The organism is Achromobacter sp. UMC46 (assembly GCF_014170335.1).
GTDB lineage: Bacteria > Pseudomonadota > Gammaproteobacteria > Burkholderiales > Burkholderiaceae_B > Achromobacter.
The window spans coordinates 152,432-169,218 of record NZ_LZZS01000004.1 but is presented as its reverse complement, the minus strand read 5'-3'; the positions used below and the strand labels follow the sequence as shown (position 1 = coordinate 169,218).

Here is a 16,787-nt window from a genome sequence, read left to right as displayed (position 1 = left end):
AGCCAACCGTCAGTTGGCTTTGAGGACCGCGGGCGGGGTCCATTTGCCTTGAAGAATCTCCTGTTTGGGCCAGTAGTTGCGCTGATACAGCGAAAACTTGCCCTTGGGGGTAGGGATCCAGTTGGATTCCTTGTCCGGCCCGGGAGAGTCGGCCTGCACATACAGCGTCAGCGTGCCATCCGCATTGCGCTTGAGCGATTTGCTTTTCGTACCCAACGAGTAGCGATTCAGCGAGTTCGGCTCAAAGAGGTGGTGCTCGTTGTACACGGTCAGCGACCAGAAGCCATTGACGGGTGGAAGCGTCTTGAACGTGACCGTGTAGCGATTGGCACCATTGAGAAGCTGGTCCGCGCTGTCCACGTCCAGATAGAAGTAGCGGGTTTCCTCAGGCCGGTTCACGTACATGTTGGAACGGGCGATGGCTGCTCGGGTAAGGTAGTCGTAACCGAAGCGACCGCCGTTCGGCGCCGTTGTCCAACCATTGCCGACGGCGATGCCATTGTTGCGGAACTCGAAGATCGGCCCCATGAGCGTTTTCTCCGCATCAATTGCCAGGGCCTTCAATTGGTCCTTGACGGCCGGGTCTTTCGCTGCGGCATCCAGCACAACTTTCATCTGGGCGTACCAGGCTTCTTCACCTGGCAGCGGCGGTACCTCGCGAAGCACGTCAGGCAGTTCGTCGAAGAATGTCTCTGGGTTGACCCACTTGGTTTCGCCCTGGCCTTGATCGCCAGCCGGAAACTTCGGTACCTTCGACCAGTCTTTTGTCTGCGCCTTGCCCGTGAACTTGCTCAAGGGGTAAACCATGACCTGGTTGAGCAAAGGCTGGATGGCCTTGCGGTCCTGGTCCGTGTCATCCATGAATATGCGCGGCCCCATGCCGATGGTGTCCGTGGGTGCGTGAATGACCTGGGTAACGCCCTTGGGTGTCTTGCCTTTCCAATTTGGCCCCACGACCATATAGATGCCCGGCTTTGTGCCGTACTGCTTGCCCAGCCCGCCGAAACTGTTTGTGCGCGCGTCGTAGAGCGCATAGACCCAATAGCGGTTCCCGAAGTCCGGCACCTGGATGATGACGGGCTCCTTGTCGACCTTGGCGAAGCCGAACCCATACACAACGTCCTGGTTCGGGCACGTGACGAAGCGTTGTTCGGGTGCGATGTAGTCCGTCAGCAGGCCGACATAGCCCGACGGGCCGACGGGAACCACGCCGCCGAGCAAGCCCGGCTCAGGGGCTTTATTGAAGGAGTCATGGCGGTGCCGCTCGTTGATGAGCGGCCAGCCCCAAAGATAGGCCATACGGCCGACGGCCTCGACATACTCCTTGGTGACGATGACATCGGGCAATGGCGGTGTGGTCATGTTCACGGGTGGAACCGGCATGGTTTGCTGCGCAGGCGCTGCGGCCGAGAACATCGAGATTACTGCGGCTGCCAATATCGACTTGGTGGCTCTCATGATGAACGCTCCGGATTGTGGAAGTCGTGCGTTGTCGCGGTGCTTACTTGACGCGCTCGATATCGCCCGGCTTCCAGCTTCCGTCCAGAGCGGGCTGCGATGGTGCGTAAAGGCGCAGGATCGCGAAGAAACCACGTGCCGGAGCCGTTGCCAGCCAGTTATGCTCCGCGCCCTTCGGCGCTTTCGGACCGATGTACAGCGTGGTGCTGCCGTCTGCGTTCTGTTTCGGGTTGTTGAGCTTTCCCAATGAGGGGAAGCCTTGGCCGTTTGCCAGCCCCGATGCGTTCTCGGCCTCATAGAGCGTGACGGACCAGAACAGCTCTGCGGGGATGTTCGCCGGGAGGGTGACTTTGTAGCCGTTCGCTCCGACTAGTGGTCTGCCGTCCTTGTCGTTAAAGGCGATCATGTAGTACGCGCCCTTGCCGGGCGTCATCGAGACCATGCCCGGGCTGATGGAGTAGTAGTCCGTGAAGAACCAGGCACGGCTATCGATATCCCGGTAACCGCCGGTACGCGACGTGAAACTCAGGTCGACCAGCGCGTCGGGCCAGCGCGCCGCCATATTGTTGACCGGATTCAACCACTGCCGATCGGCATACACGCGGAAGTCGGCGTCGCCCGACTTTCCTTGCAGGCCGATGACGCGGCTGGTCTTGTAAGCCGTCTTCGCCGCGGCGGAAAGGACCTTCTTCGTGCGGGCGTCCGGTTCGAATGGCTTTCCCTTGACGATTCCCAGGCCAGCGAGCATGCCCAGCCAGTCCGGATCGGCGAGGTTGGCGCCTTCGGTGTCGACGAGGTACTTGAGCTGCCGGAACGCGTCGGCATCGGAGCGGGGCAACATGTTGTGAGGCTTGCCCGATGCGTCGAAGAACTTCATCTTTTCGGCGCTGTCCTTTTTGCCCAGGGGATAGAGCACCGATTGCTTCAGGACGTCCACGGCGGGCTGGATGTTGTCCAGGCTCTGGTAGAACGAGCGCAGGAATATGAAGACGTTATTGGTGGCCGAACGGTAGACATAGTATCCGTCTGGTACGTCGCCTTTATAGCCAGGTGGCAAGATCAGGAACTTTCCACCCTTGCCCCCATCGGGGCCTGGCAATCCGACGTCGCCAAAATACTGGCCGCCGTCTACAGGAATCGGGCGCTGCCAGAAGTCGAGCAGGATGCCTTGCAATTTGGGAGGGGCCTCAAACACCAGCGGCCCCGTATCGGCAAGGTTGACGAACACCATGCCGTAGATGAGATCGGAGTTGGGCGTTGTGATGAGAGTCTTGGCGTCCAGGCGCTTTTCCCAGATTGCCATGGTGTTGTAAGTGGGGGGGTACGACGCCGCGAAGCCGTCCCGCATGCCCATCGTGTTCAGCAGTGGCATGGCCCAGAGATACGTCTGCGTCGCACGCTGAAAGACGAGTTCTTCCGCCAGCGTTTTGGCGGTTGCCGGTGTGGGCCGATTCTGCTTGAAGGGCAAATTCGCAAGCGATTCGAAACGGTCGGTCTCGGCTTGGGAAGGCGCGATCATGGTAGCGCCGATGCTGAGCGAGGCTACGCACATGGCAGCCATCTTGCGTGTTGCTGGAAAAGCCATCGATCTCTCCTTGCTGGAAATCCTGCTTGCCGCCTGCATTACCGCGCGAGTCAGTTCGGGAATTGCATATTCATTCCGAAGAACAACTGCCATTTAGGCTGGCCCGGCCCTCTGTCGGCGACCGAGACCTGGGGCTCGACAAAGAAGTTATACACGGTCTTTCCGCGCTTGATGACCTGGCCGACGCCCAGGCCAATCGGCACGCTATAGGCGTCGTTTTGGAAGTTGTAGGCCCAGATTGGCGCTGCGCGAAGATAGGTGCCGCCACCAAGCTGGTAGAAAGCGAAGGGCTGGAATGCGCCGATGTTCACGCCGGCCCGATTGCTGTTGCCGGCGAAGCTTGTCTGCCAGGTCAGCAGGTATCCATATTGAAATTTCGACGAGCTGGCATCGAACAGCACGTTGACCAAGCCAGCGGACCACTTTTCGCTGCCCACCTCGTTCTTGCTTGCGGTCGGAGCGGTGATCTGCGGTCCCACGCCGAAACTCACTGCGGGATTGCCGACATCTATCAGGTACGCTGCGAAGGCGTTGAGATCGCCGATTCCTGTCTGATGGCCACCCGATGACGCGCCAGGAAAGCTATTGACCGGAAGCGAAGCGCGAAAGATCCAGTTGGCGCTACCGACTGAAAACGGTTTGGCATAGCGCATCCAGAATTGGTTGGCGTCTTTTTCAGATCCCGAGACGTCGCCGATGTAGTAGTTCTGTAGGTTGAATGCGGTCGTCTTGGCCAAGGGATTGTTGGCCTGGGCGGACTCATCAGCAACTGCAGCGCTTGCAATAGCTGCCAGCACGACACCCAATGCGGCACACTTTCTTTGCATGAAATCACCTGCGACGACGTTGGGGACCTGGAGCACGAGAGGGCTAAGCAATGCGAAAGCGTGCGCGGTCCTTCCCACGAATCCAATTGGGCGGCCGGCCGAACCCGCACCAGGTGTTGCCTGTCTCTGGATCTTGGTAGCGAACGAGCTCAGCAAGTGCCGACAAATCAGGGTTTCCACTACCGTTTGGAAGTTCGGCCTTGGATAGATCAGTCGGCGCCTTAGCGCCAGGGGGGCCTTTTCTCGGATGGTTCTTGGGCGTCATGGATCTGCTTTGTTTGAAGGTTGGGGATCAAGGTAGTGCTAATCTGCCAACGCTGCTATCCAAAAAGCGAAATCTTTGGGGTGGATGCCGAATGCTGTTTCAGCCGACCTATATGCGACACGTCTATACGGGCTTAGAACCGTCCCAGGCGTTTGATATCGTTTACGGAGGGACGTTCGAACATCGCCTACTGTCCTCCAAACTTGCGACCATGGAGCACCAGCGCCTCAACCTCGGCAATCTGAGACTTGAGACAGGTTGCTATGATTTTCCGGTGGTTGCACAAGGGTCCATGCCAAAAGAGGCCGTCTGCATTGGGTTCATGGCGGCGGGTGGTCACGTCACGCGATACAACACCTCTTTGATCGGTGACGAAGATATTCAGATCTATCCGCCTGGCGCGGATCTTCTGTATCACGCATCCGGTTCGTCTCGTTGGGTAAATTTCACAGTACCCGAAGACCAACTTCAACAGGCCGCTTTTGTTCGCAACGGGCGGCCACTCGAAATCTTGAAGAACGCTGCCTACTCGGTGCGTTTGCGTGCCGGGGAAAGACGCGCCTTGACCGTGCTCGCTGATGACGCTATGGCTGTCGCGAGGCGACTGGAAAACTCAGGAGGCATGGCGCCAGACTTGGTGTCGGTGATGGGTGACTCGATGTTGACGCGCTATGTCGATGTATTGCGGGATGCAGAGCCGACCGCGAAGCCCAAAGCATCGTCGGCGTCGCAGCGCCATCATTACCTGGTTTCGGCCTGCGAACGCTTGGCCATTTCCGGCGCGAGTTCGGAGATAACCCTGGTCGAGATTGCTCGGCGTAGCGGCTATACGCTGCGCTCGCTGGAGTTGATCTTTCGTCGCAGCGTGGGGATGACGCCGGGGCGCTGGTTCATGAACGCGCGGCTAAACGGTGCGCTTCGCGATTTGATTGCATGCAGTGCAGAGCGAACAATCTCTGACATTGCAATCAAATGGGGATTCCGGCATCTGTCTCGTTTCTCTCAGTACTATCGGCAAGCTTTCGGCGAGTTGCCCAGTGATACTTTGAAACGTGGTCGTTCAGGCATACTCGGCACATCGCCCTGTGATGGGATCCGTTTCAAGGACTGAAGCCGAACACGTCCTTGGCTGCGCCACTTGGATACAAACCGAATGATATTTCTTGACATGAATATCTAGGGGCGGAGTATTCTAAATTGCTACTGCATGAGTCAGCACCCGATGTTCGTTTCCCATCCATGTCGCGGGATGCCGCTATGAATTGCTTCGCTTGCTGGAGAAGCCGATGCGACGGTCGTTGCGGTGCCGGTGTTGCCCGACGTTCCCCTGTCAGACCTTTCCCCTCCCATATCACTCAGAAGGCCGGATTTTTTCCGTGCGCCCTGCGCGGCGTGCCGCCGTGGCCGATCGAATAGCCGTCGTGTGACCATTTCCCTGCGGAGTCAATCCGCGCGAGCAAGCAACACTGATCCAATCGGAGTCAGCGCATGCAACAGGAAGACCGTCTAGCGTTTCATCCGATGTCGCGGACTTTGGCGCTTGAGCCCCGTCTGCTTTTCGACGCGGCGGGCGCCGTCGCCGCCGAGCAACAGCACAACGCCCAGCCCGACGCCGCTCACGCCGACTCAGGGTCCGGCGATACGGCCCCCGCCAAGAACGTGCTGGTGATCGACGCCCGGGTGAACGGCGCGAAGGCACTTGCCGATAGCGCCACGCCCGGTACAAAAGTCGTGGTGGTGGACGCCGCCCGCGACGGCATCGCTGCGGTGCAAGCGGCGCTGGATGCGCTGGGCCAGGTGGATTCCATTCAAATTCTGGGCCATGGCACACCCGGGCAAATGATGTTGGGCAGCAGCGTGTTGTCGGCACAGTCCGCCGACACGCTGCGCACCGCTGGCTGGGGTTCGCACTTGAGCGCTAACGCCGACATCCTGCTCTACGGTTGCGACACCGGCCAAGGGCAGGGGGGAAACGACCTGATGGCCAAGATGGCGTCCTTGACGGGCGCCGACATCGCTGCCTCGACCAACGATACCGGCAACGCCGGGCAGGGCGGGGACTGGCTGCTGGAAACGTCTACCGGCCCTATCGAAAGCCGGCTGGCGATCAGCGCCGCGGCGCTGGCGTCGTACCAAGGGCTGCTAGCCAACGCTGATCCGACCCTGACGGTCAGCGGCACCTCAGCCGACATCCTTTTGGGCAGCGATGCGCTGATCCAGGCGACCGTGACCAATCCGTCCACCCAGACGGGTTACGCGCCATTCATCGACGTGCTGCTGCCCACCACCGGATTCGACGGCGATGACGGCGTGACTTTTGTGTCCGCCAGCGCGCTGGGCATCAACCTCGTCAGCCATGTGGTCACCTTTGGCGCGGACGGCACGGCGCTGCATCCGCTTGCGCGCGACGTCAACGGCAACCCGCTGGTGATTCGGGCGTCGGACTATGGCTATCGGGCCGGTGATCAACTCGTGGTGCTGGAGCTGCCATTCGCAGGCTTCGGCAAGGACCAACCGGCCATTGTGGTGGACATCAAGTTGCATATGAGCGACCTGGCCGATGTGAACAAGGACCACATCGTCAGCCTGCGCAGCGGCTTCCAATACGGCAATGATGCGCTGGACAACCCGCAGCAGGATCCGTCTATCCTGGAGGCGTCGTTTGACACCTACGCATTGCGGTCAACGCCGCTGACCGTGACGCAAACCTTGGACATGGTGGAAGGCGAGACCGTCACCGGCGAGAACTTTCCGCACACGTTGACGGTCACGGCCACACCCGCGCCTGGCCAGACCTTGCAAAACGTGGTGCTGAACCAGACACTGCCCGACACCATTCGCGTGCAGAGCATCACGCCGGACGCGGGCGGCGTGATCACTCGCCTGGTGTTGGCCGACGGCACCGAACTGACGTCGTCCCTCGCGATCACGGCGGCCTTGTCGACCTCGCCGTACCTGAAAGCCTACACCGTTACCTACGCCAGCCTGTCCGCGCCTGCGGACACCTTGGTGAAGTTCTATGTGGCGCAGACGGACGCGGGCGGCGTCGCCGTGCTGGACCCGGTGTCGGGCGACAACCGCACGATCGATATCGGCAGCCCCACCGTGGCCGGCGGCTGGCATCCGTTGGACCCGCGCGATGTGCCGTCGCCGTTGCCGCTGGTGCCGGTGGTCGACATTGGCGACCCGGCCGCCTTCGTGGCCAAGTCCATCACGTTGCACAAGACCGGCGCCATCGCCGTGGATCAGGGAATTTCAGGCTTGTCGCCCGGCGACACGCTGGGCTTTCAGTACGATATCGCGCTGTCCGACTACTTCGCTTTTGGCAAGACCGTGCTGGGGCAGGGGCAGTTGTCCGTGACGGACATGTTGGGCAATGGACTGACGTTTACCGGCACGCCGATGCTGACCTTCACGCAAGACGGCCAGGTCTATACGGTCGCGCTGGTCTATTCGCTAGGCGCGAAGACGGCCGCCGGCACGCCCATCACGTTCGACATCGCCGCGTCGCTGCGCAATGCCGGCCTGCCGCTGGAGATTCTGGCGGGCGACATTGCCAGCAACGACACGAAGGAAGCCGCCACGCGCGCCACGGTCACCTATCAGGCCGTGGTGGATCAGGCCTACCAGGGCGCATATCCGCAAGCCGAAATCAATGAAGGCGATACGCTGGGCAACAGCGCGGTGCTGGAAGGCACCGTCGTGCAGAACCGAGTGAATCTGGGCGGCAGCGAAAGCGACAGCTCTGACGTCACGTTGACCATCCCCACCGGAACGGTCGATATTGGCGTCTTCCAGGTCAACGGCAATGTAGTGTCGCCGTCTTACGAGCTGAAGCCCGGCGACGTGGTGACTTTCCGCCTGCGCTACGACCTGCAGACGGGCGACTATGAAAACTTGAAACTCACGGCCTACCTGCCGTTGCCGCTCTTCAATACCAGCGGCGCGTGGTCCCAAGGCATCGGTGACCACAATTGGTCGTACGGTTTGAATGACAGCCATCCCGGCACCGTCCAGTCGGTCACGGCCGCGGCGGGCGACGCACTGGTGTTCGACTTTGGCAACTACGCCATGCAAGCCGACCCCACGGGGCAGAATCGTATCGAAGTGCTGTTCACGTTACGTGTGACCGATCAGCCGTTTGCCGACCAGCGGTCCATCACCGTGCTGGGGCAATCGAACCAATTGACGACCATCGGCCAGCAGCAGCTCGTCAGCACCGATACGGTGTTGATTCAATCCGTGGCGGAGCCTGTCCTTTCCATCAAGCACGGCGTGGTCGCATCTACCGGCGGCGCGGTCACCGGAACAACCGGCACGTGGTCGGGCGCGGGCACGGGCGGGCCGGCCTTCACAGGCTCGGTCACGGACCTGGCGGCGCTTGAAGGAACCGTTGCAGGCATGGACGCCGGCGACATCGTGCGCTTGGCCACCGGCATCGAGAACACGGGTGGCGGCGGCGCGTTTGACGTCAGTACGACGGTGCAACTGCCGTCGGGGCTGGGCTTTCTGGGCGGTAGCCTGGCCGCCGCAAATCTGGTCGTGACGCGTGGCGACGGCACGGTGTTGCAGCTGAACGTGGACTATGTCGTCAACGGCAACGCCATCACGTTTCTGGACGCGGGCGGGCAAGCATCGCTGCTGGCCGGGCGTGCGGGATCGGCGGCGGACACGGCGGGCAGCAACGTTGTGGTCATCACCTATGACACGGTGGCCAGCGCGTCGGTGGCCGCCAGCCAGAATCTGCGCAGCACCGCTGTGTTGACGCGCTATGCCAGCACGAACGACGGCACGGATTTCACGCCCACTGATCTGACGGATACGGCCGATGCCTCTGTCGCCGCGCCCACCGTTGAAAAAGTCTTTGCGGGCGGCAGCCTGGACCCCACCGATTCCAGCGCGGCTCACACCAGCGGCAGTGATCTGGTGGTGGGTGAACGCATGCTGTACGACATTATCGTGACCTTGCCCGAAGGCCAAACGCAGAATTTGCGGCTGGATGACCTGATCCCTGCGGGCATGGCGCTGGACACGAGCTTCGGAACGGGCGGCTACCTGCTGATCACGACGCGGTCTGGCAGCACGGCGCTCAGCGCGGACTTTGCCGGCGTGGTTGCGGTGGCCAGCGTGGGAGGCATTGGCGGCACGGCAGGTACGGATGGCACCGACGTTCGGATGACCTTCAGCGCTAGCTCCGCGTCGGCCAACAACAACGCGGCCGACAATCGCTTCGTGATTCGCGTGGCGCTGATTGCCGTGAACGCGCAATCGAACCAATCGGGAACGCTGCTGGTCAACGACGCGCGGCTGACCTATAGCGATCCGGACGGCGACACCCCCAATGGCGCCACGCCCGCCGACCGCAATGTGGCGGCGCAGGGCGCTTTGCCCACCGTCACCATTGTTGAACCCACGCTAAGCGTCACGCAGACGGCCGTCAGCAGCGGGTCGAGTGTCGGGGTGGACCGCGGCGATACGCTGACCTATACGATCACCATCAGCAATGGCACGGCGGCAAGCGATGTCGACGCGTTTGACGTGACCCTGCGCGACGTGTTGCCCACTGAGCTTAGCGGCGCGCAGATCATCGGCGTAACGCTGTATTCGGGCGCCACCATCACCGGCACCGGCGACTTCATCATTCAGAACGGTGAACTGCGCACGGCGGATGGCAGCAAGCTGGATATCCCGAAGGGCGGCGCGGTGGTGTTGCGTGTCACCGGAACCCTGAATGCGTTGACCGGCACCCAGGGCTCCGTCGATAACCAGGTCAACGTGCAGTGGACCAGCCTGAATGGGGCGGCGGCCGGAGAGCGCACGGGCGTTGACGGCGTGCTGGCCAGCGGCGTGCTGAATGACTACCAGCTCAGCAACACCTTGTCCGAGCGGATCGCGGCCGACGCCACGATCAGCCACGTGGGCGGGCTGACGGATACCGCCGCTGGCACGCCGTCCACCGCCGACCCGCAAGACGTCGCGGTGGGCGAAATCATCCATTACCGGGTCGCCTTCGTGGTGCCCGAAGGCACGGACCCCGCCGCCGCCATTCGTGTGCTGCTGCCGCAAGGTTTGACCTTCATGAACGACGGCACTGCCACGCTAGGCTTCATCGCCGACAGCGTGGGCGGCGTGGCGGGCTTGCAATCGACGCTGGCTGGGTTGATCGCGTCCGGCAGCGTCGCCATCAATGGCGGCATCACCGACGAAAGCCAGACCTTGCTGGCGCCCGACCTGTCCGGCACCCGCGCCACCGGGGTCATCAATCAGGCCAACATCAATACCAGCGACCCGCGCGCGGTCATGCTGCAACTGGGCACACTCGTCAACGCCAACAACGACGCCGATTTCGAAGTGATTTATTTCGAATTCAATGTGCGCGTGGATAACGCCGCGGGCGTGGCGGCGGGCCAGCAATTGGCGGTCAAGGCCGATTTCCTGAGCGGCGGGGAAGTGCGGACCAGCACGGATTCCGCCGTCGAGCGGGTCGTGGAACCCAAGATCGACAATCTGGACAAAACCGTCACCGCATTCGACCCTGGGGTGGGCGGCGCTACGGGCCAGGCTACCTATGGGATCACCTTCGGCAATACCGGCAGCGCCATCGCCTATGACGTAACCCTTACCGACACGCTGCCCGCGGGCGGCACGAACCTGACCGTGCAGGGGCTGACGATCGACGGCGTGCTGTACGCGCCCGGGGCGTATCCGGCCGGCGTCGTGGTGACGGTAGCGGGCGACACCATCACTGTCACGATGGATCGCCTGGCTGTCGGCCAAACCGTCGGCTTGGTCTATACCGCCGACTTGCCCAACAACGTGCTGCTGGCCGACACACAGGCGCGCGTCGCCTACACCAGCCTGCCCGACAGCTTCCAAAGCTACGCCGGCACAACGGTCGGCGCGGCAGGCACGACGGGCGGCGAACGGACGGGCGCCGGGGCCGCGCCCAATACCTACACAGACAACGACGCCGCCGGCGTTAGTTTGATCAGCGGCGTGTTGTGGAACGACACCGATAGCGCCACCGGCAGCACCGCGGCGGACGGCCCGGGTTTGCAGGGCCAGAACGTGACCCTGACGTGGGGCGGGGCGGACAACGACTTGGCCACCACTGCCGACAACCGCACCTGGACGGTCGCAACCGACGCCAACGGCTACTACCATTTCGGCGTGCTGGGCGCGGGCGTCTTCCGTATCGACGCCGCGCCGGGCATCACCCTGGCGGCGCCTGTGGGCCAACTGAACGTCAGAATCGATAGCGATGGTGGCACGCTGGCGCAGGTGGGCGCGCAGTTTGGTGACTTGGGCGCAAGCACCACGGGCAACATCGGTTATGTGGAGCGCAACGACGCGCCCACGGTGACACCGTCCGGCGCGCAGACCGTGGATGAAGACACCACGCTGTTGATCCCCGGCGTCACCGTGGACGACCCGGATTCCGGCACCGGTTTGATCCGCGTAACGCTGACCGTGGGGCATGGCGGATTGAATCTGACCTTGGGCGGCGCAACCGTCGTCGCCGGGGCCTTGAACAGCCGCACGGTCACCTTGCAAGGCAGCAAAGACGACTTGAACACGGCGCTGGCCACCTTGGCCTATACGCCATCCGCAAACTACAACGGCGACGAAACCCTGGCGATACGGGTAGACGACCAGGGGCAGCGCGGCGATGTGGATGGCGATGGCATCCCGTTCGAAACCGGTGACGACAACCTGAGTGCGTCTGCCACCGTGGCCATAACCGTGACGCCGGTGAATGACGCGCCGCTGGGCGTCAATGACACCGACGAAGCCGTCGAAGCGGGCGGGGTCGCCAATGGCACGCCGGGCGTCGACCCGCGCGGCAATGTGTTGGCCAACGACACCGATGTCGATATCGAAACCAATCAAGACATCCTGAGCGTCACGTCAATTTCGCAAGGCGGGGCGACGCAAACGGTATCGCCCGGCACCACCGCCGTGCTGATTGGCGTGTACGGCGAATTGCATATGGACGCGCTGGGCGGCTACCAGTACGTGTTGAACAACAACAATACGGCGGTTCAACAGCTGTTGACCTCCAGTGCGCCGCTGACCGAAACCTTCGGCTATACGTTGCGGGATATTGCCGGCCTGACGTCGTCCGCCAGCCTGACGATCACCATCCGTGGCGCAAACGACGCGCCGCAGGCGCAGCCCGACACGGCTGGCGTCACGGAAAAGGGCGGCACGAACAACGACACCGGCGGCGGCCCGACGACGGGTGAAGTGCTGTCGAACGATTCGGATGTGGATCTGGGCGATACGCGCACGGTCACGCTGGCGCGGCCGCTGCTGTCCACCGGCTTTGGCGAACTGGTGACCGTGGCCGCCGGCACCACGCGCGACGACGCGGCGCCAGTAGTCGGCCGCTACGGCACGCTAACACTGGGTGCAGATGGCACATACCGGTATGTGCTGGATGACGCCAACCCGCAAGTCCAGGCCCTGAACGTGGGCCAGACGCTGACCGAAGTGTTCCAGTACGCCGTCACTGATGCTGGCGGCCTGAATGCGGTGGCCACCATCACCATCACCATCAACGGCGCCAACGACAACCCGGTGGCCCGCGATAACGCGGCCGACGGCTACACGGCTCGCGTGGATACGGCGAACGGCACAGTCATCGGCACGCCGGTGAATCCGTCGGGCAACGTGATTCTTGACGAGCGCGACGCGACGACAGCGGGTGACGTGGATAGCGATGTCGATAACCCCGTTGCCGCAGACACCATCAGCCAGATCCGACTTTCTGGCGGTGCCGACCAAGACCTGACTGGCCCCGGTGATGTGCAGGTGGTCGGCCAGTACGGCACGTTGTTCATCCGCCCGGACGGCACGTATCGCTACGAAATCAACAGTTTGAGCCCCGCGCTGATTGCACTGGCCCCCGGTGAGACGGCCACCGAGAATTTCATTTACACCTTGCAGGATGCCCAGGGCGGCAAGTCGTCGGCCAATTTGTCCATCGTGATCCACGGCGTACAGGACCAACCCGTGGCCAGCGACATCATCGGCGTGGCCGTCGAGGCGGGTGGCGTCGCCAACGGCCAGGCCGGCCTGGACGCATCGGGCGATGTGACGCGTAACGACACGGACCCCGATGGCGATGCGCTGAACGTGGTCGGTATCCGTACCGGACGGGAGGCGGCTACCGGCAGCACCGGCACCATCGGCACGGCACTCACTGGCCAGTACGGGACGCTGATCCTGGGCGCAGACGGCCGCTACACCTACGAATTGAACAACGACGACGCCACGGTACAGGCGCTGCGCACGGCGGGCGACACGCTGGTGGACTATTTCACCTACACGGTTAGCGACGGTACGCTGACCGACACCGCCGAACTGCGTATCCGCATCTTCGGCCGCAACGATGCGCCCGACGTCAAGGACCATACCGGCGAAGCCGTGGAAGCGGGCGGCACCAACAACACAAGCGGCGGCCAGGCGGCATCGGGCAATGTGCTGAATGATGCCGAAGATGTGGACAGCGGCGACACGCTCACCATCACCGGCGCACGCACGGGTGCGGCTGGGCCGCCGGTGGCCGATGGTCCCGGCGGGGTCATCACCATCGTCGGTACCTACGGCACGTTGACGCTGCGGCCCGACGGCAGCTATGGCTATACGGTAGACAACAACAATCCGCTGGTGCAGGCGCTGGCGCCCGGCCAGACTTTAAGCGAGACCTTCAGCTACAAGGCGACGGACACGGGCGGCCTGTCTGACGTGGCGGAGCTGACCATCACGATACGCGGCGCGAACGACGCGCCCACGTCCGACAACGAAACCGCCATCGCCGAAGAGAAGGGCGGCACCGCTAACGGCACGGGCGGCCTTGATCCCACTGGCAATCTGCTGGACGCGGGCGACACCGACCCCGACAACGGCGACGCCTTGCACATCAGCGGCTTCCGCACGGGGGCGCTTGGCGACGGCGGCGCGATGACCAACGCCGGCACCGATCTGGTCGGCCTGTACGGCACCTTGCGGGTGAATGCAGACGGCAGCTACACCTACACGGTCAACAACGACCTGACCGCCGTGCAGCAACTGCGCTTGAGCACGCAAACGCTGATCGACACCTTCACATTCCGCGTATCGGACACGGGCGGGCTGTTCAGCGATTCCCAATTCACCGTCACGATCCGTGGCGCGAACGATGCGCCCGTGGCCGCGCCCGATGCCGGATCGGCCGAGGAAGCGGGCGGGGTGAACAACGGCACCGGCGGCCAGGCCGCCAGCGGCAATGTGCTGAACAACGACAAGGACGTGGACGCGGGCGACACGCTAAGCGTGGCGGCGGTCGTCAATAGCAACAACGCGGCGGGCGTGATTGGCGGGGACTCGGCCGGTTTGTACGGCACGCTGCGCCTGGGTGCCGATGGCACGTATACCTATGAGGTCAACGACGCGCTGGCCGCCGTGCAACAACTGCGCGCCGGGCAGTCGCTGCAAGAGACCTTTACCTACACCGTGCAGGACGCAGGCGGCTTGACCCACACGGCCGTGCTGACCATCACCATCGCCGGCCGCTACGACACCCCCATTGCCGTCGACGATACCAACACCGCCACGGCAGGCTCGTCGGTAGTGGCGCCCATCGACGCCACCGGAGAAGTGCTGGGCAACGACCTGGACGTGGACGGCGGCGACACCAAGGCGGTCAATGGCATTCGTGCCGGCATCGAAGACCCGATCCGTCCGCTGGTCAGCGTGGGCGGCACGCCGGTGCGCGTGAACGGCCAGTACGGCTGGCTTGAGATTGGCTCCGATGGCCGCTACACGTATCACGTCGATTCCAGCAACGAGCAAGTGGCGGCGCTTGCGGCGGGTCAAACCCTGGTGGACTCCTTCACGTACCGTGTCGTTGACGGCGGCGGCCTGACCGACCTGGCGCAGCTGGACATCACCGTCATCGGCGTGAATGACCCGCCCGTTGCGGCGCCCATTGTCGGTGTCGCCATCGAACAAGGGGATGTGGCTGGCCGGTCCGGCGGGCGCGACGCCAGCGGCGACTTGACGCGTAACGACGTCGACGTCGAAGGCCGGGCGCTGACGATCACGGAAATTCGCACGGGGCTCGCGGGTGGCGCTGGCACCGTCGGCACCGTGGGCGTGCCCTTGCAGGGCAAGTACGGCACCTTGCTGGTGCTGGCAGACGGCACCTACCGCTACACGCTGGACAACAGCCTTCCCGAAGTCCAGGCGCTGCGGACCTTGCGCGACACGCTGATCGACACCTTTACCTACACTGTGGCGGACGATCAGGGCGCCAGCGACCAGGCGTCTATCGCCATCTTGATCCTGGGCCAGAACGACAAGCCGGTGGCGCTGCCCGACCAGGCCATCGCCATCGAGGCGGGCGGACGCGACAACGGCACGCCGGGTGTGGACCCGACGGGGAACGTCTTCGCCAATGACACGGACGTGGATGCGGGCGACACGCAGACCGTGTCGGCCATTCGCACCGGCGACTTGACGGCCACAGGCGTTCAAGGGCAGGTAGGCGGCATCACGGCGGGCCTGTACGGCACGTTGACGCTGGCCGCCGACGGCACCTACCGCTATGTGGTCGACAACAACAATGCGCGTGTCCAGGCGCTGCGCACCAACGGCGAAACGCTGACCGAGGTATTCACCTACACGCTGACCGATACCGCCGGCGCCTCCGTGCAAGCCACCTTGACGATCACCCTCCATGGCCAGGACGACACGCCGGTGGCGCGTGACGACGCGGGCAGTGTCAACGACGTGAGCGGGCCGCCGGTCACGCAGGGCAATGTGCTGACCAATGACAGCGATGTCGATGCGAACGAGCAGTTGACGGTGGTGGGCGTGCGCACGGCGGGCGAGGGCGGGTCAGTCGTTACGGCGGGGCAGATCGGTCAACGGCTGGCCGGCCGCTACGGTTTCCTGACCTTGAACGCCGACGGCAGCTACACCTATGAAATAGACCTGAGCAATCCCGAGGTCGAGGCCGCGCGCGGCCAAGGCCCGCTGTTGCGCGATGTGTTCGTCTACACGATCAGCGACCGCAGCGGGCAGACGGACTCGGCGCAATTGACCATCACGCTGGATATGGACGCCATCTACGTGGCTGGCGCCGACCCGCATGCGCTGTTCCGCGACTTCGAGCCACCGGGGCCGTTCTCTGACCTGACGCTGGACCCGGCGGTGTACGTGACGCCGGCCGTGCGCGACGCCTTGCTGCTGCATCAATGGCTGGATGCGCTGGTGCGGGGCGAACGCCCCGGGATGGCGCTGCCGCCCGAGATTTCGCTGGAATCGTTGGCGGACGGTCTGGGGCAGGACGGCATGTCGCTGTCGCTGACCGGCACCATCGAGGCCTTGCAACGCTTGTCGCGCTACGAGGACGCGCGGATGCAGGCGCGACATGGCGCGATTTCGCTGTCTGCGGACGGTTTGCTGCCGGACGTGTCGGTATTCGCCCGCAAGGAACTGGAGATGCATCGGCCGCACAAGAGCGTTCCGCAGGACAAGGCCCCTGCACAAAAAGAGGCCCCGAAAGAGGCCGCCCCGAAGCGGGGAACGTTCAGTGATCAGATCAATCGGCTGGCGTTGCGGCAGACGTTCAACGCTACACCGACCACGCCGCAACGGTGAAGAC

6 protein-coding genes are annotated in these 16,787 nt (G+C 63.1%); 2 read left to right on the top strand and 4 right to left on the bottom strand.

Annotated elements, in window-relative coordinates; genetic code table 11:
- Positions 1-9 precede the first annotated feature (9 nt).
- Genes A9973_RS03740 through A9973_RS03725 form a run of 4 tightly spaced genes read right to left on the bottom strand, consistent with a single transcriptional unit; the run spans position 10 to position 4,135 of the window.
- On the bottom strand, positions 10-1,458 hold the full coding sequence (locus A9973_RS03740; protein ID WP_183012428.1) for a DUF1254 domain-containing protein: 1,449 nt from the start codon (positions 1,456-1,458) through the stop codon (positions 10-12).
- A 43-nt stretch (positions 1,459-1,501) separates the two neighbouring features.
- Positions 1,502-3,043 carry a DUF1254 domain-containing protein gene (locus tag A9973_RS03735; protein ID WP_255469010.1) on the bottom strand — a complete coding sequence of 514 codons (1,542 nt, stop codon included), beginning with the start codon at positions 3,041-3,043 and terminating at the stop codon, positions 1,502-1,504.
- Between the two features lie 50 nt (positions 3,044-3,093).
- Entirely contained in the window at positions 3,094-3,870 is a 777-nt protein-coding gene (locus A9973_RS03730) for a hypothetical protein (protein ID WP_183012427.1), read from the bottom strand.
- Positions 3,871-3,913: 43 nt separating this feature from the next.
- Positions 3,914-4,135, bottom strand: coding sequence for an H-NS family nucleoid-associated regulatory protein (locus A9973_RS03725; protein WP_183012426.1), 222 nt, complete (start codon positions 4,133-4,135; stop codon positions 3,914-3,916).
- A gap of 91 nt (positions 4,136-4,226) precedes the next feature.
- Between A9973_RS03725 and A9973_RS03720 the strand changes: the two genes are divergently transcribed.
- Positions 4,227-5,246 carry a helix-turn-helix domain-containing protein gene (locus tag A9973_RS03720; protein ID WP_183012425.1) on the top strand — a complete coding sequence of 340 codons (1,020 nt, stop codon included), beginning with the start codon at positions 4,227-4,229 and terminating at the stop codon, positions 5,244-5,246.
- Positions 5,247-5,623: 377 nt separating this feature from the next.
- Entirely contained in the window at positions 5,624-16,783 is an 11,160-nt protein-coding gene (locus tag A9973_RS03715; RefSeq protein WP_183012424.1) for a VCBS domain-containing protein, read from the top strand.
- Positions 16,784-16,787: the final 4 nt, after the last annotated feature.